The sequence below is a fragment of the Maricaulis maris genome, from assembly GCF_036322705.1.
Lineage (GTDB): Bacteria > Pseudomonadota > Alphaproteobacteria > Caulobacterales > Maricaulaceae > Maricaulis > Maricaulis maris_B.
In genome coordinates this window covers 203,959-223,746 of sequence record NZ_AP027270.1, presented here as the reverse complement: position 1 = coordinate 223,746, position 19,788 = coordinate 203,959, and the positions used below count along the sequence as shown (strand labels likewise).

Genomic DNA, 19,788 nt, shown 5'->3' with positions numbered 1-19,788 from the left:
ACATCACCCTCTATAACCCGTTGCTGCGGGCCCCATTACTCGATCCGGTCCAGGCCGGTCCCCTTTACTCGATGACTGAAAGCCGGGGCTTTGACGCCCGGCCCTCCCCCTTGCCGTCACCGGCAAACCCCTCGTCCAGTCTTTGCGGCATGGTCAGCGGCCCCAGCCCGGGCATGCCGGTCTGGCGCAGCGCTGGATCGGCGTGCATCGGAAACATTGCCGGCGCGTCGCGGAAACTCTTGAGAACCTGGCCGAGGCCATTCCAGCCGCGCTCGCGCACACGGCGGACCTGTTCCAGGTCCAGCTCGAACGCCATCACCTCGCGGCCGGTCCCGGCCTCGTGAAGCAATTCACCGCCGGGCCCGTAGACCACCGAGCGGCCATTGCCCTGCTGGCCGGCCACGTTGATATCGACGAAATAGCACTGGTTGATCGCCGCATTGGCGCGGGCGATTGCCAGTTCCACATCGCGATCGACCGTATTGGTCATGGTCGGAAGGATAATGACTTCGGCACCCATGGCGCACAGCGTGCGGATCGCCTCCGGGAACCACATGTCGTAGCAGATCGCGATGCCGACGCTGCCAATGCCGGGAAGTTCGAAGACGACATAGCCAGTCCCCGATTCAACCCCCTGCTCGTAGGGCAGGAAGGGAAACAGCTTGTCATAACGGGCAATGATTTCGCCGCGCGGATCAATGACCGGGGTCATGTTGTAGATTTTGCTGGCACGGCGCTCATAGAGCGAGCCGGGGATCAGCCAGAGACCGGTTTCACGCGCCAGATCCTGTAGCCGGCGCTCGGTCGGCCCGCCTGCCGGCTCTGCCTTGTCGAGGCCGGCGCCATGGATCGCCAACTCGCCGATGGCCACCATCATCACCCAGGGAAAGCGCCTGGCGATCGAACGGACCTCGCGCTCGACAAGCTCGAGATTGTCCGAAAGGGCGACGTCGAGCTGAAGGGTGGCGATCGCCAGTAAAGACATGAATTCATCCCTGATTGCGCTGGCTGGCAGTGCGCCCGAACGTGCGCACTTCCTGCCTTGTTCAAACCATGGCAGGGTGAACCCGGCTGGCTTAGAACCAGATCAGGACGATCTATGGTGCCAGTTTTGGGGAATCAGGTCTTTGTCTTTGGACCAGTTTGGATCGGGGTGTCGCGCGGCTCCCGGCTCAGCACGGCCCCATCGACAGCCCGGCCCTGATCGTCCAGCCAGGACAGGCGGTCGCCGTCTATCCGGATGTGGAAGCCCAGCGCTTCACCGAACGCCCAATTGCGCCATTGCCGGTACCATTTGTCGCCTTCGATCCACCAGCGGCCGCTATCCTGATCCTCGCCGCCATAGCCGGAGCGGCCGCTCATACTACCGTCCGCTGCAAGAATGATCGTGCAGGGCTCGCCATAGACGGTTTTGTAGAGGAGGGTCGCCGGGCTCATCATGGCGCGGATGTCCTCTGCCGCGAGCCAGCCCTCCTCTGCCGCCGGAGTCATGGCCGGATCAGCGTGGTCCAGCTCGCGCATGACCTGGGAGAGTGTTTCGATTCCAGCGCGGATTTCCGCCGCTGGCAGCCCTGTCACGCCAAGACGGAACATGTTCTTGGGACCATCAGGAAGCACAAACCAGTCATCGGCGGGCTCGATCAATATGCCCCGCGCCTCCGCCGCACGGATGAGCACGCGGGCATCCAGATTGTCCGGACCGCGCACCCAGTAAGTGGTGCCGCCCTCGACCGGAGCGATAGCGATCGAGGAGGGCCGGTAGTGGTTCAGCGCATCGCGCAGGGCGATCAAACGCTCTTCGCTGACCCGGCGCAGGCGCCGCAGCATGGCGTCATAATGGCCAAGCGACAGGAAGAAGGCGGCAGCGCGCTGATTGTTCGGAGAGGGCCGGCGCGTGGTGAGATCGCGCAAGCGCCGCGCCTCATTGATAATCTTGGCCGGTGCGACCATGAAGCCGAGCCGCACCCCCGGCGCCAGCACCTTGGAGAGGCTGGCGATATAGATGACCCGGCCCTCTTCATCGAGGCTGCGCAGGGCCGGCAGTGCGTCGCCGAGATAATTCATTTCGCACTCGAAATCATCTTCGATTATGAGGAAATCCTCGGCCGCGGCCGCTTCGAGCAAGGCGCGCCGCCGCTCCATCGACATCGTCACCCCGGTCGGCCGCTGACGGCTCGGCGAGACATAGACCAGATCACTGCCGCGCAGCCGCGCATCGACGACGAGGCCCTCATCATCAACCGGCTGATGCTGCAGGCGGGCGCCATACATGGAGAAGAGCTCGCGCAGATCGGGCAGGCCAGGCTCCTCCAGGCAGATGCGCGCCTTGGCATCGGCAAAGAGCTGGGCCACCAGGAAGAAGGCCTGCTGCTCGCCCACCGTCACCAGCAATTCATCCGATCCGGCGCGTATGCCGCGCCGGGGCAGGAGCTTCGTGCGGATCTCCTCGATCAGGGCGGGATCATCGACTTCGCCATTATCGAGCGACCATTCCTCGACCTCATTGACAGCGAGCGCCAGCCGGCTCGCCTCGCGCCATTCGGCCGTCGGGAAGAGGGTTTTGTCGTAGCGACCCTCAATGAAGGGGAAGCGGTATTTCTGCCAGTTCGGCGGGCATTTATAGCTCTGGGAATGCGGCCGCACGCCGCGCAGGAAACGCACCGCCTCGACCTTGTCATGCCCGGTCTCGCGCCCCGCCACCCGCACCATGCCGCGGCCCGGCGCGGTGGTCTCGGCAATGAAAATCCCCGAGCGTTCGCGCGCTTCCAGATGCCCCTCGGCGATCAATTGCTGATAGGCGAGGAAGACCGTATTGCGCGACACGCCGAGCACATTCGCCAGCTTGCGCGATGACGGCAATTTGCGCCCCGGCGGAAAAATGTCGGCCGCAATCGCCTCAATCACCCGCCGCCGGATCTGCTCCTGCAGGGACTGGCCCAGACTGGCGTCGACCCGGAACAGGGGCGCAAAGGATTTCGCCGAATTCATCATACCCTGCCGCAATCTGAAGCCAAGAATCTCACCCGACGAACCTGACAGGCCTGGCGAGGGCCTGCCAAGGCAAATTTCTGCGGGCAGGACTTTGCGCCTGATCGGGACAGGGTCCGGCTTTGCCGGTGCGTGTCCCCGGCCCTATCCATCACCAGCGTCACAAATCATCGTCACCCTGACGACTGGACTGATCTCGACCGTGAAGCCGACAGCCATGGTGATGGATGCGATCAAGGATGTAACGGCGATGGACGGGATCGTGCTCGATCCGTTTGGCGGATCGGGTTCGACGCTGCTGGCAGCGGAAGGCTGCAGCCGTTCGGCGCGACTGATCGAGCTGGATCCGCGCTATTGCGATTTGATCGTGTCGCGGTTCCAGGCGAATTCCGGCGAGGACGCTCGACTGGAAGCGACGGGTGAGCGTTTCTCGCTGGTGCGTGAAATTCGTCTGGACTGGGAGGATGAGGAATGAGCCGGGACCAGTCTGAATACGAGGTGGGATACGGCAAACCACCCAAGGCCACGCAGTTCAAGAAAGGCCAGAGCGGCAATCCGCGTGGCCGGCCGAAAAAGCAGCCCAAGGACGTCGCCGCTCACATGTCTGACCTTCTCGCGGAGAAGCGCCCGGTCCGGATCGATGGCAAGACCGTGATGATGAGCGGGGAAGAACTTGTGGCTCGACGGCTGATGGAGAAGGCACTCAAGGGCGACGCAAAGGCCTTTGAAAAGGTTCATCAGCTCAAGGCCCAGCACACCGAGAAATTACGCCGCCTTGCCAGAGAGAAGGCGAATTCGAACGAACTCGTCGTTCACCTCGTTCACGCGAAAATCCCAGAAGAAGAGTGCTATAAAAAGCCTGGGCAGCGCATCGACTACGGCAAGAATGGAGCGCCGACCATGATCGAGACATGGGATGGATATCTGCCCGACGATGTTGAGGAGGCAGACGGCGACAGCTAGGTCGCAACGCCGATTGGCGACAGCACAGTATAGTTACACCGCCACGGCCCGCCTTTGTTCCTCAAGGCGGGCCGGCGTGTATCTGGCGACTGGACTTCCTGCCCGACCCGAGCATGCATGCTCACCACGCCCGGACGGCTCCGCTTCAAGGACCCGGGCTCGTCTCAGTGCAACCCCCTCGCATCCCGCGAAGGCACCACAGGAGACACACATGTCCAAGCTCACTCCCACCCACCTCGCGATCCTGAACGCCCTCAGCACTCAGGACGGTCCCGCGCCGGTCGATCAGCTGTCCAGTCTGCCGGCCTCGGGCGCGGCACTGGAAGCCCATATCGATCACCTCGCCAACCGCGGGTTTCTCACGCGGACTGGGAAGGCCATCGCCATCACCGAAATAGGGCAGGCTGCCCTTTCTGAAACTCCGGCGAAGACCGCCAAGACAGTTAAGAGCCAACCCGCCTCCGCGCCGGCGCCCGAGCCTTCTGAAGCAAAGTCCGACGGCCCGCCGACCAAGAAGGCCCGCCTGATCGCGCTCCTAACCGCCGAGACCGGCGTCACCGTGCCTGATCTGGCAGAGACGCTGGACTGGCTGCCCCACACCACGCGGGCCGCCCTGACGGGGCTCAAGAAGGCAGGATACATGATCGACAAGCTTCCTCCCCTCGAAGGCAACCGGTCCTCGCGTTACAAACTCGTCGAGGCGGCCTGATGGCGCGGCGCAAACGCTCGGTCGGGATTGATCTCGAAGCGCTGGTCGAACGACCACGCGATGAGCTGGTGGCGATCTGGCAGGCCAGGTTTGCCAGCAAGCCACCACGTGGATCGAGCCAGGCGTTTCTGGCCCGTCTTCTGGCATACGACCTTCAGGTCGAGGCCAGGGGCGGGCTCGGCCCGCGTCTGGAAAAGCGCCTGCTCGGACTTGCAGCCGGCGAAACGCCCAAGCCCGGCGCCCCAAAGCTCAAACCCGGCGCGCAGCTGATGCGCACCTGGAATGGGATCACGCACCGCGTCGATGTCGTTGAGGAGGGCTATCGCTACCGCGAGGAGACATTCTCCTCGCTGTCCGCCATCGCCAAGGCGATCACGGGCACGCATTGGTCCGGCCCACGCTTCTTTGGCCTCGTCTCGCGCAAGAAGGCGGCGTGATGGACCGCGCCCCGGGAAACGCCCGCCGCACCATCCGCTGCGCGATCTACACACGTAAGTCTTCAGAGGAAGGGCTGGATCAGGAGTTCAACTCGCTCGACTCCCAGTTCGAGGCGTGCGCGGCCTATATCGCCAGTCAGAAGGCCGAAGGCTGGAAGCTCCTACCCGAGCGATACGATGATGGCGGCATCTCCGGCGGCACGCTGGAACGCCCCGCGATCCGGCGCCTCATGGCCGATATCGATGGCGGACGGGTCGACATGATCGTCGTTTACAAGATCGACCGGCTGACACGCTCGCTGGCGGACTTTTCCCGATTGATTGATCGGCTTGACGCGGCCGATTGTTCCTTCGTCTCGGTCACCCAGGCCTTCAACACCTCAACCTCGATGGGCCGGCTGACACTGAACGTGCTTCTCTCCTTTGCCCAGTTTGAGCGGGAGGTCACATCTGAGCGCATCCGCGACAAGATCGCCGCCTCCAAGAAGAAGGGCATGTGGATGGGCGGCATGGTGCCCACGGGCCATGACGTCGATCCGAACCCCAATGCCCGAGGCCTGATCGTCAACGCCGGTGAGGCCGACAATGTGCGCACCCTGTTCGCGCTCTATGATGAACATGAATGCCTATCGACCGTGGCGTCGAAGGCAGAGGCTCAAGGCATCCGTTCCAAGCATCGCACCTTCGCCTCGGGTAAACAGTATGGCGGAGCCGTCCTCTCACATGGCGCGATCCACTATATCCTGACCAACCCGATCTATGCCGGTCGCATCCGCCACAAGCTGGAGATCTATGACGGCCAACACGAGGCCATTATCTCCGAAGACCTATGGGCCCGCGTACAGGACAAGCTCCAGGCCCATGCCGCCCGGCCGCGTGTGCGTGATCCCGCCACCAAGACGCTCAAGCAACCCGACCAGAAATCGCCGCTCGCCGTAAAGCTCTTTGACGAGACCGGCGACCGGCTGACACCCAGTCATTCGCGGCGCAGGACAGAGGGCGGTCACAAGCGCATCCGCTACTATGTCTCCCGGCGGCTGATGAAAGGGGCGGTCGACGATCCCTCCGGTTGGCGCCTGCCGGCCCTCAAACTGGAGCGGGCCGTTTGTGGTGCGATCGTCAGTCACCTCGATGAGGCCGGTGAACAGCTCTTCTGCGAACCCGATCCCATCGCGATTTACAGGGCGCAGGACGCGCTCGGTCGGGTAAGAGCCCGGCTGGAGGCGCGCGACGGGGAGACCCTGCGCGTTGTAACCCAGACGGTCCGCGTGTCCCCGAACCGGCTTCATATCAATCTCGATCGTGTGAGGTTGGCGGAAGCACTGGTCATCGACCCGAGCGCACTCGCCGAGGATCAGCTCGCCATCGAGACCGCGTTTGAGCTGCGCCGACGCGGCGTTGAGATCAAGATCATCACAGGCCAGTTCGAGCGGGCCCCGGATCAGACCCTGATCAATGCCATCGCGAAGGCTCACCAATGGCTTGCCGAAGCCCGGCGCGGCGTCTCCCTGGCCGCCATCGGCCGGCGCTATGGCTGGACCGACAGTCCCATCCGACAGCGCATCCGCCTGGCCTTCCTGTCGCCCGACATTACCTCGGCGATCCTGGACGGGCGCCAGCCGCCCGAACTGACCTTGCAGCACCTTCTCACCCACCCCATTCCACTCGACTGCGATGCACAGGCGCGGGTGCTGGGGTTTTCCGGTCGGAAAATTCCCTGTTCGGCCCAATAAACTTCCCTGTTTTTATGCATAACTGGGAACGCAAATTCCCTGTTATTTGCGCCAGGGAATTCCGACCCAACCCACTGAATTGACGCGATTAAATCCGGTTCGAAGTCGGCATTGAGGCCGATTTCGAGCCAAATTCCCTGCGTTTTGGGAGATACAGGGAAACCGACCTACCCGATCTGCCCGAAATCCCGAACTGAGACCGGCGCGCCAGATTGCGGCCTCAGCGCCGATACGTCACGGTCTGAGCACAGGGAAAAGTCCGCGAAGGCGCGGAAACGCCCCGGGAATTCCGCGGCGCCTTTTTATCTAATTATTTCAAGAAGATAAGTGGCGGTGAGGGTGGGATTCGAACCCACGAGACGGTTCCCCGCCTACACACTTTCCAGGCGTGCGCCTTCGACCACTCGGCCACCTCACCACGAAGGCGCGGACTATACTCATACCGGCGTATCAGACAAGGCGCGTCGCTCAGCTTTTGCAGCTTGGCGGGACCGCGCGCGCTGCCTGATGGACAAGGGCGGGACGGATCGGCAGCGAATGCAGGCGCAGGCTCTGGTTTTCGCCGTCAGGACGCTTATCTTCAGCGTCCGTGCCAAGGCTTTGGAGCCCCCCATGTCAGATCCGGTCTGGAAATCTGAAATCATCCCCGCCGACCAGGCCCTGCCGGGACGCCAGATGGCGATCCCGACAGCCCCGTCACACTTCATCACCGGTCGCGATATCCGTATCGAAGTGCCCGACGGCATGATGGAAATCTTCGTCGGCATGGGCTGCTTCTGGGGCGCCGAGCGGCTGTTCTGGGAGACCACGGGCATCTGGCATACGGCGGTCGGCTATGGCGGCGGCTCCACTCCCAACCCGACCTATGAAGAGACCTGCACCGGTGCAACCGGCCATACCGAGCTGGTGCGGGTTGTCTTCGACCCGGTGGAGATCCTGCCGGAAGACGTCTTGAAGGTCTTCTGGGAAGGCCACGATCCGACCCAGGGCATGCGCCAGGGCAATGATCGCGGGACGCAATATCGCTCCGCCCTTTACACCACCAGCGAAGCCCAGCTTGGCCTCGCACGGCAGTCGGCGGAGCGCTACCAGGCCGAGCTCAGCCGCGCCGGGCTTGGGCATATCACCACCGAGATCGCGGCGGCCGGGCCCTTCTACTACGCCGAAGACTACCATCAGCAGTATCTGGCCAAGAATCCGTCCGGCTATTGCGGTATTGGCGGCACCGGCGTGGTCTGCCCGATCGGCCTCGGGGTCGACGCCTGAACCACGGCCCGTGCAAAGACGCTGACAGCGTGACGGCAGATAGCTAGAGTCGGGTTGAAGCGGACCGGGAAAGAAGCGTGGCGCGCCTGATTGCCTTTGATGTGGACTCCACCCTCCTGCGGGTCGAGTCCCTGGACACGGCCATCGAAGCCGCCCTCGCCACGCGGGAGGACAAGGCTGCGGCGAAGGGCCGGCTGCACGAGATTACACGGGCCGGCATGTCGGGCAGCATGGCCCTGCGGGACAGCCTCGAGGCCCGGCTTCAACTCGCTGCACTCGACCGTGACGGTGTCGCCTCCGTGGCAGAACAATTGCGCCACCGCCTGACCCCCGGCATGGCGCCGCTGCTGCGCCGGCTGCGTGAGCGGGGGGACAGCCTGCATGCTGTCTCCGGGGGGTTTGCCGACCTGCTCGAACCGGTCCTCGGTGATCTCGGCTTTGGCCATGGCGACATCCATGCCAATCGGTTCGTCTGGGACGCCGACCGGGTCAGCGGGCTGGATACCGGCTATCCGCTGTCGCGCAATGGGGGCAAGGCCGAGATCCTCAACACGATTTCCAAACGCGCTGACGAGACCATCATGGTCGGCGACGGCATGACCGATTTTGAAGCCTATGAGGCCGGCGCCGCCGACCGCTTTATCGGCTTCGGGCTGATCGCCAAGCGGGACGTCGTGATCGCGGCCTGCGAATGGTCGGGGGCGCGCTATGTGCGGTCGGTCGATGACCTCGCCAAGGCGCTCGGCGTCTGACCGCCGGCGGCTCGGGAGCCCCCTAAAACAGGCCGATTTGGAAATCGGCGAGACCAGGGGGCGATGATCGCTCCAAACGGTGTTCATCGCCAACACCACCCGGAGCCTGCCATGACCGACCACCCCCTGATCCGCAACCCGCGGACCTTTGCCCGCCTGTCCGGCCTCGCCTATCTCGCAATCATCGGACTGGGGATTTTCGCCCAGATGGGCGTTCGGGGCCAGATCATCGACTGGAGCGATGCCGGGGCCACGGCCGACCAGATCCGTCTGGACCCGCTCCTGCTGCGGGCCGGCATTCTGGCCGACCTGACTGTCTTTGCGCTGGATATCGTGCTGGCCGTGATGTTCTACCGTTTGCTGGCCCCGGCCGGCCGGGGCCTCGCCCTGTTCGCGATGGCGGTCCGGATCACGATGACCGCAGTATTGTGCGTCAACCTGCTGAACATGATGACGCCGCTGGTCCTGCTCGGCGACGGCCCCATCGCCGCCCAGCTCGATCCCGCGATGGCGGACGCGGCATCGCTCGTCTTTCTGGGTCTCCACAATGAAGGCTATATTCTCGGCCTGATGCTGTTCGGCCTGCATTGCGCCTGTCTCGGCATACTGCTGGCCCGGGCCGACTATTTCCCCGCATTCCTCGGCTGGCTGATGGGCCTGTCAGGCCTCAGCTATATCTCCCTCGGCATCATCCATTTCGGCCTGCCGGAGTCTGGCGCGATCGGGGGCCTGCTCCTCCTGCCGGCCGCCCTGCCCGAATTCGTCTTCACCGGCTGGCTGCTCGCGGTCGGCCTCAACCGCTCACGCTGGGACGCGGTGATGGACCGTCAGCGCACCAGCCGCGCCCGGATCGAGCCGTCCAGCGCCCGGACATGATCGATGAAGCCGGCCGGCAGATCGCCCTCGAGATCGGCGGCGACATAGCCCAGCTCGCCACGGGTCTCGAGCTGCTGGGCCGCGATATTGGCCCCGGCGGCGCTGACCGCATCATTGAGACGTGACAGGAAGCCCGGCGCGTTCGAGTGGAAGCTCAACAGGCGTGTCCGGCCCGGCTTGATGCGGCCCGGCTCGATCTCGGGAACATTGACCGCGCCCTTGGTCGCGCCGAGCGAGACATAGCGCGCCAGCTTGCCGGACACGTCCTCGCCGATCGCCTGTTGGGCCTCCAGCGTCGAGCCGCCGATATGCGGCGTCAGGATGATGTTCTGGAATTTCTGCAGCGGCGAGACGAAGGCCTCGTCCTTGGAAGCCGGCTCCTTGGGGAAGACGTCGACTGCGGCGCCGATCAGGTGACCGCTCTCCAGCGCATCGGCCAGGGCGTCGATATCGACCAGATCGCCACGCGCCTGGTTGATCAGGATGGCGCCCTTTTTCATCTTCGAGATCGCGTCCCGGCTCATGATATTGCGGGTCTGTTCGGTGGAGGGCACGTGCAGCGTGACCACATCACAGATCGCCAGCAACTCGTCGAGGGTCGCACAAGAGCGCGCATTGCCGTGCGCCAGCTTGGTCTCTGTATCGTAGAAATAGACGTGCATGCCCAGGGCACTGGCGAGCACGGAGAGCTGCGAGCCGATATTGCCGTAGCCGACAATGCCCAGCTTCTTGGCCCGGACTTCATGGGAATTGGTGGCGGATTTCTGCCACTCGCCACGCTGCGCCGCCGAGGCGCGCATCGGGATCCCGCGCATCAGCATGATCACGGAGGCGAGGGTCAGCTCGGCGACCGAGCGGGTATTGCCGAACGGGCCGTTGAACACAGGAATGCCGCGGGTTGCCGCGACGTCGAGGTCGACCTGGTTGGTGCCGATGCAGAAACAGCCGAGCGCCAGAAGATTGGGGGCGGCATCGAAGGCCGCCCGGTTCATCTTGGTGCGCGACCGGATCCCCGCGAGCACAGCCGGCCCAAGCGCGGCATGCAGGGCGTCGATGTCGAGCGCGGCGACGTGGCGCTCAATGGTGTAACCATCGGCCTGGAACGCCGCATCAGCGACCGGATGGACATTTTCGAACAGGACGACGGGGTCGGACATCGCGACATTTCCTCGGTGTATGGAGGCGGCCAGAATCGCCCCGCCTCAGGGTGCACCGCAACACGATGCGCGCACCCTTGTCCACCGCATGATATCGCTACCGAAGCCCGAACCCCGGCACCCTTCGCGCAATATTATTCGACGTTGAGCGCCCGCACCGCAGCAAGCGTCTGATCGACGTGCTCGTAGGGGCTCATTTCCGACCAGGAGAAGGCGATCGTCGAAGTTTGATCGATCACGTAGGAGGTGCGATTGGTCCAGCCCGGACGCATCATCAGGCGCGCATCATAGTCGCGGGCCATGCCGTCTTCGACGGCGAAGACCGGGAAGGCATCAGCACAATGCTGGGTCGAGAACTCGGCCAGGCGATCGGTATTGCCGCCGGTCACGCCGATCACGCGGGCGCCCTCGGCAGTAAACTGGTCGATCGCTTCGGCAAAGGCTGCCGCCTGGGCTTCGCAGCCGGAGGTGAAGGCCGCCGGGAAGAAGAACAGCACGACCGGGCCGTCGACGAGCGCCTCGGCGAGGTGGAAGGAGACCGGCTCCCCGGCTTGGAAGCCCTGCACCGTGAAATCAGCCGCTGCATCACCGGCATTCAGCTCGGCGAAGGCGGGGGCTGCGAGAAGGGCGGTCGTGGCGAGGGCAGCAAAAAACTGGCGCATCAGGAAACTCCGGGTTTGATCCTGTGAATTCACACTAGAAATGGGGTGATCTGCGGCGTTGGCAAGGGCCGATCAATCATCATCCATTTTCAGCGCGGCAATGAAGGCTTCCTGCGGGATTTCGACCTTGCCGAACTGGCGCATCTTCTTCTTGCCGGCCTTCTGCTTGTCCAGAAGCTTGCGCTTGCGGGTGGCGTCGCCGCCATAGCATTTGGCGGTCACGTCCTTGCGCAGGGCAGACAGGGTTTCGCGGGCCACGATCCGGCCACCGAGGGCGGCCTGGATCGGGATCTTGAACATGTGCCGCGGGATCAGCTCCTTGAGCTTCTCACACATCGCCCGGCCGCGCATTTCGGCGCGCGCCTTGTGGACCACCATGGAGAGGGCATCGACCGGCTCGTCATTGACCAGGATCGACATCCGCACCAGATCGCCGACCCGATCCTCGATCCACTGGTAATCGAAGGAGGCATAGCCCTTGGTGACCGATTTCAGACGGTCATAGAAGTCGAACACGACCTCATTCAGCGGCAGTTCGTAAACCACCAGGGCCCGATTGCCGGCATAGGTCAGTTCAACCTGGTTGCCGCGACGGTCCTGGCACAGTTTCAGCACGCCGCCGAGATATTCGTCCGGCACCAGGATGGTCGCCTTGATCCAGGGCTCGGCAATGGTGTCGATCTTGACCGGGTCCGGCATGTCGGCCGGATTGTGCAGGTCGATCTCGGAGCCGTCTGTCATCCGGATCCGGTAGACCACGGACGGCGCTGTGGTGATCAGCTCGATATTGTACTCGCGCTCGAGACGCTCACGGATGACTTCGAGGTGAAGCAGGCCGAGGAAGCCGCAGCGGAAGCCGAAGCCGAGTGCCGCAGAGGTCTCCATCTCATAGGAGAAGGAGGCGTCGTTGAGGGCGAGCTTCTCGATCGCTTCGCGCAGGTCCTCGAACTCGGCGCTGTCGACCGGGAAGAGACCGCAGAACACGACCGGCTGGGCCGGCTTGTAGCCGGTCAGGGCCTTGGCAGCCGGGTTGCGGTCATCGGTCACGGTGTCGCCAACACGGGCATCGCGGACCTGTTTGATCGAGGCATTGAGGTAACCGATCTCGCCCGGGCCGAGACTGTCGATGGCTTCCTTCTTGGGCCGGAAAACACCAACCCCGTCGACCGGATAGGCAGCACCGGTTCCCATCAGACGAACCTTCATGCCCTTCTTCAGCGTCCCGTCGATCACCCGCACCAGGCAGATCACGCCGAGATAGGCATCATACCAGCTGTCGACCAGCATGGCCTTCAAGGGCGCATTCGGATCGCCGCCATCGGGAGCGGGAAGGCGCGTCACCACGGCTTCCAGAACGTCCTCGATGCCGAGGCCTGTCTTCGCCGAAATCAGCACGGCATCAGACGCGTCCAGCCCGATCACATCCTCGATCTGCTCCTTGACCCGCTCCGGCTCGGCGGCCGGCAGGTCGATCTTGTTGAGCACCGGGACGATCTCGTGATTGACCTCGATGGCCTGATAGACATTCGCCAGGGTCTGCGCTTCGACGCCCTGGGAGGCATCGACTACCAGCAGCGAGCCTTCACAGGCGGCCAGCGAGCGGTTGACCTCATAGGCGAAGTCAACGTGTCCGGGCGTGTCGATCAGGTTGAGGACGTAGGTCTTCCCGTCCTTGGCCGTATAGTCCAGTCGCACCGTCTGGGCCTTGATCGTGATGCCGCGCTCACGCTCGAGCTCCATATTGTCGAGCACTTGCTCTTTCATCTCGCGCTGGGTCAGTCCGCCGGTCACCTGGATGAGGCGATCGGCCAGCGTCGATTTACCGTGGTCGATATGGGCCACGATGGAGAAATTTCGGATAAGGGACGGATCTATGGTCATGGATCGGGCAGGTAGCATCGCCAAGCCGTTTGGCCAAGCGGGATAGGCTGTTTTGCCAAGCACCGAGATCGCCACGACGCTTGGCGCCTGGCGGTTTGGGCAGAGGAGGGAGCGGGATGCCAGCCGGAGCCGATAAAGCGCTGTGTTGATAAGGGTAGCTTCGACAAGCATCCCGCACGCGGAGATTTCCCGGACGCTCTCGCCCCCGTTTCCAACGCGACAGGTAGATGGGGTCGGTCGTTTAGTGCCCCGCGACCATGTCGCACGCCCTGCCGGAGCATCGGGATGTCACCCCCGTACGCGGACAGGCTCCGCACGCTTCCGGGCACAAGTGACTGAGCTCGCGCCTCCCGTCCCGAAAACCGCAGTGAGTATCGCGTGGGCCGGACGAGGTGCGGATAAGTTTTTGTCGGCGCGGCACTTTCCCTCCCCCCTGGGAGAAGGCCAGGGTGAGGGACAAGTCACTGTATTTACGTTGAAAGCCCCCTCATCGGCCCTCCGGGGCACCGTCTCCCGAGGGACATGAGAGGGCGCTGGAGCGGCGGATAAGCTCTACCCCACCACCGCTTTCGGCTTGCCGAGCCAGTAGGCCGGCAGCCCGGCCAGGGTCAGGACCAGCCCCCACCCCAGCACTTCCAGGCCCGAACCGAGCACCGCAAAGGCGGCGTAGGCGCAAGCGCCCAGTGCGATGATCGCCCAGCCGCGGGCCGATCGCCAGGAATGGCGCAGCTCCGCGAGCGCACTGACCAACAGCGGCAGAAGCAGGCAGACCGTGCTCATCATCAACAGGAAGGTGAAGGCTGCGACCAGACCCCGCGAGTAGTTCGCGACCAGCAGGATCGACCCCAGCGACAGCGAGATGAGCAGAGAAAACTGCGGCGCCCCACCCTTGTTGCGATGCGCCAGAACAGCGGGCGCGAGACGGTCAAGGGCAACCGCCATCGGTAATTGGCCGGACAGCAGGATCACCCCGTTGAGCGCGCCAGCCGTTGAAACCATGGCCCCCGCAGCAATCAGGCCCGGCCCCCAACTGCCGAGCGCGCGGGCGGCATCGGAGAAGGGCGAGGTTGAGTCCGCAAGATCACCGGCCGGCACCACCAGCATCACGGCGGCGGTCGCGGCGATATAGATCAGCGCGACCGAAATAGTCCCGATTACCGTTGCCCGCGGAACGTTGCGCGCGGCATCGCGGACATCACCGGCCGGGATGGTGGCAGCCTCCAGCCCGGCAAAGGCCCACATGGTGAGCAAGGCGGTCGCGGCCAGCACGCCGAGAAAACTCCCGCCCGAGGGATTGACTGCCGGCAGGTTGGCGACATCGCCGGTGAAGAGCCCGACCCCGATGATCAGGAAAATCGGGATCAGCTTCAAAACGGTCATGATGAGCTGCACAAAGCTGGCGTCGCGGATGCCGTGGAGCGACACCAGACCCAGCCCCCAGATCAGGGCAAGACCGCACCCCATCTGGGCCAGCGGCATGTCGTCCAGCCCGGGGATGAAGACACCCAGATAGCCGACAAAAGCGATGGCGATGGCCGGGATGGCGATCCAGTAGGATGCCCAGTAGCCCCAGGCGACCAGAAAGCCGGTGAGATCGCCAAAGGCATCATGGGCATAGGCGATCGGCCCCCCGGTGCGGGTGGTGCGGTGCGAGAGCCGCCCGAGCACGAGCGCCAGCAGAACGGATCCGCCCGCTGTGATCAGCCAGCCGGAAAAGCCCATCAGGCCATAGGGTGCGAGCACGGCGGGCAGGAGGAATATCCCGGAGCCGATCATCACCCCGACGATCAGGGACCAGCAGCCCCAGAAGCCGATCGCCGTGTGTGTCGGCCGCTCAAGATCGGCCGCGTGATTGTCATGATGGTTCAAGGGTCCCCCCGGACGCGAAATCGTCTAGACGCCAGCGGCGTAGGCGTCCCGCAAAAGATTGTGCCAGTGCCAGACACCGGCTTCCTGGTCCGGTGACAACCGCCCCGGCTGGTAGGCGCCGGAGGCCAGACCCTTCTGCACATGCTCGCAGATCAGGCGGTCCTCTTCCTGCACCCTGTCGGAAAAGGCATCATCCGCCTCGGCCCGGCCGGCTTCACCATTGGCATAGTAGAAATCGAACTCGACGCGACAGTGGTCCGGCCCGTTGGCGACCACGCGATTGGTCTGCATCCGGCCCGGCAGGATGTTCAGCATCGTGTTGGGATAGATGAAGACATAGAGCGCTTCACCCGCAGCATAGGCGTCGGTCTCGGCCCCGATCGGCGAGCGCTGCAGCGACCAGTAGCGGGCCAGCTCGGTCTTGTAGTCGGGATAGGACACGACCTGGGTCAGGTCCGGATGCACGAAGGGCAGATGATAGCCCTCCAGATAATTATCGACATAGACCTTCCAGTTGCAGGCCACATCATAGATCCGGCTGTGATGATGCACCTGTCCGGCGAGGCTGGCCGGATCGGCGATGGCGTCCAGTCCGTCCATCACCGCGCTGAAGGCCGCGCCCGGGCGCGTGCGGGCAAACACCAGACCGCCCCAGAGCCGGACCTCGATCCGCTCCAGCCGGGTCCCGGCCACATCAAAGCCCTCGGCCCGCTGCATCTCCGGTGCGCTGCGCAATTGCCCGTCCAGGTCATAGGCCCAGCCGTGATAGGCACAGCGCAGCCGTTTCGCACCCTTGCCGTCACACAGGGCCAGCGGTCCGGCGCGATGACGGCAGATATTGAGAAAGCCGTTGATCACGCCCTGCCTGTTGCGCACCAGCAGGACCGGCACCCCACCGATTTCCCGCACGACATGATCGCCGGGTCCGGCCAGCGCCGAGGCCGGAGCGACCACCTGCCAGCCACGGGCGAGAATTTCGCGTTGGTCAAAGGTCAGCGCGTCAGCACCGACGTATCGCGACGGGTCCAGTGCGCGGGCCTGACCGAGCGGTCGGGTCGGGTCAACGGGGTGCGGTGAAGGCGGGGCGGATAGATCGTCCATCCCGGGACGCTAGCGACAACCGCCCCGCCTGCCAATAAAATCCGCAGGGCGATCAGGCGTAGCTGATCACCTCGAACTCGATCCCGTCGGGATCATCGAAATAGAAGCGGCGACCCGGCTCATAATTCGCGTGCGAATGCGTCCGGATACCGTCCGCCAGGATCCGCGCCTCGGCGTCCGCCAGGTCCTCGACCAGGACCCCGATATGGTTGAGACGGCCGCGCGGCGTCTCTGTCGGGGTCGCGAGGGCATAGAGGGCGACATAGTCATGGTCGTTTCCGACGTGGTATGTGGTGCCGCCATTCTTCGCCGGGCCGCTCCAGCGAACCTGCCAGCCAAACCAGTCGCACAGCCGCTTCGCGGTCTCTGCGGGATTGCTCACCGTCACATTGACGTGTTCGAGCCTTGCTTGTGTCATTGAACTCTCCTGTACCGGAATCTCGCGGATTCCCTTGACAGGCGGCTTGATAATTCCTCAACCTTGGTTGAGGTCAAGCTATTTTCACGGGGATGGACATGCCGCTTTCCGCCGCCGATCCGCTGTCGATCGGACAGCTCGCCCGGCGCACCGGTGTCACCGTGTCCGCCATTCGCTTTTACGAGGAGAAGGGGCTGGTCCAGCCGTCGCGCAATGCCGGCGGGCAGCGCCGCTTCAAGCGTGCCGATGTGCGTCGGATCTCCTTCATCCTGATCGCCCAGCAACTCGGCCTGTCGATCCGCGAGATCAGCGACGCCCTGGCCGCCCTGCCCGAACGACGCACCCCCACACAGGCTGACTGGGCCCGCATCAGCGTCGCCCTGCGGGACCGGCTCGACCGGCAGATCGAGGACCTGACCCGGATGCGCGGCCGGCTGGACAGCTGCATCGGTTGCGGTTGCCTGTCGCTGAAAGCGTGTCAGCTCTACAATCCACAGGACCGACTGTCCCGGCTTGGTGCCGGCCCGCATATCGGCATCGCCGACCCGCCCGGCTGAGCCGCAACGAAAAAGGCCGACGGGTCGCCCCGCCGGCCTCGATCATGATCGGTCCGGTCGGACCTATTCGGTGACCGGGAAACCGCGATCGCGCATCAGCGCCGAGACATCGGCATCGCGGCCACGGAAGAGGCGGTAGGCCTCGGCCGGGTCCATCGAGTTGCGCGGGGCGAAGAGGTATTCGACCAGGCGGGCGGAGACGTCCGGATCATAGAAACCACCGGGGGCTTCCTGGAAGGCTTCGGCCGCATCGGCGGTCAGCACGTCAGCCCACATGTAGCCGTAATAACCCGCCGAATACCCCTCACCCGAGAAGATGTGCCCGAAATGCGGGGAGCGGTGACGCATCACGATCTCGCTCGGCATGCCCAGACGTTCCAGCGTCTCACGCTCGAAGGTGTCGGGGTCGGTGATCTCGGCCGGATCAGTCGTGTGATAGACCATGTCCATCAGCGCCGAGGCCAGATACTCGCCGGTCGAGAAACCCTGGTTGAAGTTGGCGGCAGCCCGGATGCGGTCGATCAGGGCTTGCGGCATCGGCTCGCCGGTCTCGACATGGGTCAGGTAGTTGTTGACCACCGGATCGGTGAGGACCCAGCGCTCGAGCAGCTGCGACTGGAATTCGGTATAGTCGCGCACGCCGCCATTGAGGGTCGGATAATCGACATTGGACGACAGCGTGTGCAGGGCGTGACCGAATTCGTGGAAGAAGGTGGTCGCGTCATCGAAGGAGACGAGGACCGGCTCGCCCGGCGCGCCTTCAACGAAGTTCGAATTGTTGGTGGCCAGCACATTGGTCTCGCCGTCGATCGTGGTGTGCGAGCGGAAGGAGTTGGCCCAGGCGCCCGACCGCTTGCCCTGGCGAGCGAAGGGATCAAGATACCAAAGGCCGACATTGGCGCCGCTCTCGCGATCGGTGACTTCCCAGACCCGCACCGTCGGATGCCAGACCGAGACCTCGCCCTCCGGCAGTTCGCGGAACTCGAAGCCGAACAGCTCACCGGCGACGTAGAACATGCCTTCGCGCAGGTTATCGAGCTGCAGGTATTGCTTCACCTCTTCACTGTCGAGGTCATAGCGGGCCGAGCGGACCTGCTCGGCATAGTAACGGTAGTCCCACGGCGCGATGGTGATGTCGTCGCCATTGGCGTCGGCGAGGGCCTGCATGTCGGCGACCTCTTCCTCGATCCGGGCAACCGCCGCGGTCCAGACGCCTTCCATCAGGTCCATGGCCCGCTCCGGCGTGCCCGCCATGCGGTTTTCCAGACGCCAGGACGCATAGTCATCATAGCCGAGGAGACCGACACGCTCGTCGCGCAGCTGCAGGATTTCCATGATGATGGCGTTGTTGTCGTACTCGCCGCCATTATCGCCGCGGGAATAATAATTGTTCCAGACCTGCTCGCGGAGATCGCGCTCGTCGGAGAAGGTCAGGAAGGGATCCATCGAGGAGCGCGTATTGGTGATGGCGTACTCGCCTTCATGGCCGCGCGCCGCCGCTGCCGAGGCTGAGGCCGCGATGAAGTCGGCCGGCAGGCCCGAGAGCTGGTCCGCGGTCAGATAGGTGACGTAGTTTTCCTCGTCATGCAGGACATTGTTGGCGAAGCTGGTGTGCAGCTCGGCGAGGCGGGCATTGATCGCCGCATAACGCTCGGCGGCGGCGCCTTCGAGCGTGGCACCATTGCGCGCAAAGCCGTCATAGGTGAGCTGGACCACGCGCTGCTGCGCCGGCGTCAGCGTCGCCATTTCCTCGCCTTCATAGACGGCGCGGATCCGTGAAAAGAGCGCTTCATTCTGCGTGATCTGCGAGTTGAAGGCCGAGAGTTCGCTCGACATCTCGCGCTGGATGTCGCGGAATTCCGGGCTCGACATGTTCGACGACCAGATGCCCCAGAAGGTGTAGACGCGGCCGAGCGGATCGCCGGCACGCTCCAGTTCGAGAATGGTATTCTCGAACGTCGCCGGTTCCGGATTGCTCACAATCGCGTCGATCTCGGCCAGGTTGAGCGCCATGCCCTCGCGCAGCGCGCCGCGCAGGTCATCGAGGCTGGCATTGGCAAAGTCCGGCGTGCCGCCATAGTCGCCCGTCCATTCGGCGAGCAACGGATTATCGAAGCTGGCGACGTTGGTGTCGGCGTCGGTGGTCGTCATATCGGTCATCGCGCTGGTCTCACCCGTCTCGGCGGTCTCTTCGGCGGGCGTGCAGGCGGCGGCAAAGAATGCGGCCGTGCTCGCGGTGATCATCATCAGTTTGCGCATCTGGAGTACTCCCGGAAAAATTCTTGCCGCACCCTAACGCCTCAGCGCCCGTCGCAAAAATGAAGAATTCACCATGAGCAAAGTGTCGCACATCACCCCGGCACCACCGTCCCCGCCGGCGATGCTTGATCTACGGCATGCGCCCCGTCAGCATGGCGTC

18 protein-coding genes and 1 tRNA gene are annotated in these 19,788 nt (G+C 63.9%); 9 read left to right on the top strand and 10 right to left on the bottom strand.

Going from position 1 to position 19,788, the window contains the following annotated elements; translation table 11 throughout:
• Positions 1 to 64 precede the first annotated feature (64 nt).
• The gene (locus AAA969_RS01125) at positions 65 to 985 is read right to left on the bottom strand and encodes a carbon-nitrogen hydrolase family protein (RefSeq protein ID WP_338242687.1); all 921 of its coding nucleotides are present in this window, start codon (positions 983 to 985) and stop codon (positions 65 to 67) included.
• Between the two features lie 134 nt (positions 986 to 1,119).
• Positions 1,120 to 2,991, bottom strand: coding sequence for a PLP-dependent aminotransferase family protein (locus AAA969_RS01120; protein ID WP_338242685.1), 1,872 nt, complete (start codon positions 2,989 to 2,991; stop codon positions 1,120 to 1,122).
• A gap of 199 nt (positions 2,992 to 3,190) precedes the next feature.
• Between AAA969_RS01120 and AAA969_RS01115 the strand changes: the two genes are divergently transcribed.
• From AAA969_RS01115 to AAA969_RS01095, 5 genes are all read left to right on the top strand, one after another.
• On the top strand, positions 3,191 to 3,463 hold the full coding sequence (locus AAA969_RS01115) for a DNA methyltransferase (RefSeq protein ID WP_338242682.1): 273 nt from the start codon (positions 3,191 to 3,193) through the stop codon (positions 3,461 to 3,463).
• Positions 3,460 to 3,951: a DUF5681 domain-containing protein gene (locus AAA969_RS01110; RefSeq protein ID WP_338242679.1), complete on the top strand. Its 492-nt coding sequence runs from the start codon at positions 3,460 to 3,462 to the stop codon at positions 3,949 to 3,951. The genes AAA969_RS01115 and AAA969_RS01110 overlap by 4 nt, the downstream gene beginning before the upstream one ends.
• A gap of 211 nt (positions 3,952 to 4,162) precedes the next feature.
• Entirely contained in the window at positions 4,163 to 4,660 is a 498-nt protein-coding gene (locus AAA969_RS01105) for a DUF3489 domain-containing protein (RefSeq protein WP_338242677.1), read from the top strand.
• Entirely contained in the window at positions 4,660 to 5,097 is a 438-nt protein-coding gene (locus AAA969_RS01100) for a DUF2924 domain-containing protein (protein ID WP_338242675.1), read from the top strand. Before AAA969_RS01105 ends, AAA969_RS01100 begins: the two co-directional genes overlap by 1 nt.
• Entirely contained in the window at positions 5,097 to 6,830 is a 1,734-nt protein-coding gene (locus tag AAA969_RS01095) for a recombinase family protein (RefSeq protein ID WP_338242673.1), read from the top strand. The genes AAA969_RS01100 and AAA969_RS01095 overlap by 1 nt, the downstream gene beginning before the upstream one ends.
• 328 nt (positions 6,831 to 7,158) lie before the next feature.
• Here AAA969_RS01095 and AAA969_RS01090 read toward each other — a convergent pair.
• A tRNA-Ser gene (locus AAA969_RS01090) sits at positions 7,159 to 7,248 on the bottom strand.
• Positions 7,249 to 7,442: 194 nt separating this feature from the next.
• Here AAA969_RS01090 and msrA point away from each other — a divergent pair.
• From msrA to AAA969_RS01075, 3 genes are all read left to right on the top strand, one after another.
• Entirely contained in the window at positions 7,443 to 8,096 is a 654-nt protein-coding gene (msrA, locus tag AAA969_RS01085) for a peptide-methionine (S)-S-oxide reductase MsrA (protein WP_338242670.1), read from the top strand.
• A 77-nt stretch (positions 8,097 to 8,173) separates the two neighbouring features.
• Positions 8,174 to 8,848, top strand: a complete 675-nt coding sequence (locus tag AAA969_RS01080; RefSeq protein ID WP_338242668.1) for an HAD-IB family phosphatase — start codon at positions 8,174 to 8,176, stop codon at positions 8,846 to 8,848.
• A gap of 111 nt (positions 8,849 to 8,959) precedes the next feature.
• Positions 8,960 to 9,724, top strand: a complete 765-nt coding sequence (locus tag AAA969_RS01075) for a DUF4386 domain-containing protein (protein WP_338242666.1) — start codon at positions 8,960 to 8,962, stop codon at positions 9,722 to 9,724.
• Here AAA969_RS01075 and serA read toward each other — a convergent pair.
• The 6 genes from serA to AAA969_RS01045 form a co-directional block, all read right to left on the bottom strand.
• Positions 9,676 to 10,881: a phosphoglycerate dehydrogenase gene (gene serA / locus AAA969_RS01070; RefSeq protein ID WP_338242663.1), complete on the bottom strand. Its 1,206-nt coding sequence runs from the start codon at positions 10,879 to 10,881 to the stop codon at positions 9,676 to 9,678. The genes AAA969_RS01075 and serA overlap by 49 nt on opposite strands.
• 134 nt (positions 10,882 to 11,015) lie before the next feature.
• Entirely contained in the window at positions 11,016 to 11,543 is a 528-nt protein-coding gene (locus AAA969_RS01065) for a peroxiredoxin (protein ID WP_338242660.1), read from the bottom strand.
• A 72-nt stretch (positions 11,544 to 11,615) separates the two neighbouring features.
• The gene (gene lepA, locus AAA969_RS01060) at positions 11,616 to 13,424 is read right to left on the bottom strand and encodes a translation elongation factor 4 (RefSeq protein ID WP_338242658.1); all 1,809 of its coding nucleotides are present in this window, start codon (positions 13,422 to 13,424) and stop codon (positions 11,616 to 11,618) included.
• 552 nt (positions 13,425 to 13,976) lie between these two features.
• On the bottom strand, positions 13,977 to 15,293 hold the full coding sequence (locus AAA969_RS01055; protein WP_338242656.1) for an amino acid permease: 1,317 nt from the start codon (positions 15,291 to 15,293) through the stop codon (positions 13,977 to 13,979).
• Between the two features lie 24 nt (positions 15,294 to 15,317).
• Entirely contained in the window at positions 15,318 to 16,394 is a 1,077-nt protein-coding gene (locus tag AAA969_RS01050; protein WP_338242653.1) for an aromatic ring-hydroxylating oxygenase subunit alpha, read from the bottom strand.
• Between the two features lie 52 nt (positions 16,395 to 16,446).
• Positions 16,447 to 16,812, bottom strand: a complete 366-nt coding sequence (locus AAA969_RS01045; RefSeq protein WP_338242650.1) for a VOC family protein — start codon at positions 16,810 to 16,812, stop codon at positions 16,447 to 16,449.
• A gap of 98 nt (positions 16,813 to 16,910) precedes the next feature.
• On the opposite strand from AAA969_RS01045, the gene soxR reads away from it, so the two are divergent.
• A complete protein-coding gene (soxR, locus tag AAA969_RS01040; RefSeq protein WP_338242648.1) occupies positions 16,911 to 17,369 on the top strand; it encodes a redox-sensitive transcriptional activator SoxR in 459 nt (152 codons plus the stop codon).
• 63 nt (positions 17,370 to 17,432) lie between these two features.
• On the opposite strand, the gene AAA969_RS01035 is transcribed toward soxR, so the two are convergent.
• Positions 17,433 to 19,628, bottom strand: coding sequence for a M3 family metallopeptidase (locus tag AAA969_RS01035; protein WP_338242645.1), 2,196 nt, complete (start codon positions 19,626 to 19,628; stop codon positions 17,433 to 17,435).
• Positions 19,629 to 19,788 lie beyond the last annotated feature (160 nt).

Excerpts from the sequence above, each read along its gene's own strand:
- AAA969_RS01125 (WP_338242687.1), bottom strand. The coding sequence starts at position 985 with ATGTCTTTACTGGCGATCGCCACCCTTCAGCTCGACGTCGCCCTTTCG.
- AAA969_RS01120 (WP_338242685.1), bottom strand. The coding sequence starts at position 2,991 with ATGATGAATTCGGCGAAATCCTTTGCGCCCCTGTTCCGGGTCGACGCC.
- AAA969_RS01110 (WP_338242679.1), top strand. The coding sequence starts at position 3,460 with ATGAGCCGGGACCAGTCTGAATACGAGGTGGGATACGGCAAACCACCC.
- AAA969_RS01105 (WP_338242677.1), top strand. The coding sequence starts at position 4,163 with ATGTCCAAGCTCACTCCCACCCACCTCGCGATCCTGAACGCCCTCAGC.
- AAA969_RS01100 (WP_338242675.1), top strand. The coding sequence starts at position 4,660 with ATGGCGCGGCGCAAACGCTCGGTCGGGATTGATCTCGAAGCGCTGGTC.
- AAA969_RS01095 (WP_338242673.1), top strand. The coding sequence starts at position 5,097 with ATGGACCGCGCCCCGGGAAACGCCCGCCGCACCATCCGCTGCGCGATC.
- msrA (WP_338242670.1), top strand. The coding sequence starts at position 7,443 with ATGTCAGATCCGGTCTGGAAATCTGAAATCATCCCCGCCGACCAGGCC.
- AAA969_RS01075 (WP_338242666.1), top strand. The coding sequence starts at position 8,960 with ATGACCGACCACCCCCTGATCCGCAACCCGCGGACCTTTGCCCGCCTG.
- serA (WP_338242663.1), bottom strand. The coding sequence starts at position 10,881 with ATGTCCGACCCCGTCGTCCTGTTCGAAAATGTCCATCCGGTCGCTGAT.
- AAA969_RS01065 (WP_338242660.1), bottom strand. The coding sequence starts at position 11,543 with ATGCGCCAGTTTTTTGCTGCCCTCGCCACGACCGCCCTTCTCGCAGCC.
- lepA (WP_338242658.1), bottom strand. The coding sequence starts at position 13,424 with ATGACCATAGATCCGTCCCTTATCCGAAATTTCTCCATCGTGGCCCAT.
- AAA969_RS01050 (WP_338242653.1), bottom strand. The coding sequence starts at position 16,394 with ATGGACGATCTATCCGCCCCGCCTTCACCGCACCCCGTTGACCCGACC.
- AAA969_RS01045 (WP_338242650.1), bottom strand. The coding sequence starts at position 16,812 with ATGACACAAGCAAGGCTCGAACACGTCAATGTGACGGTGAGCAATCCC.
- soxR (WP_338242648.1), top strand. The coding sequence starts at position 16,911 with ATGCCGCTTTCCGCCGCCGATCCGCTGTCGATCGGACAGCTCGCCCGG.
- AAA969_RS01035 (WP_338242645.1), bottom strand. The coding sequence starts at position 19,628 with ATGCGCAAACTGATGATGATCACCGCGAGCACGGCCGCATTCTTTGCC.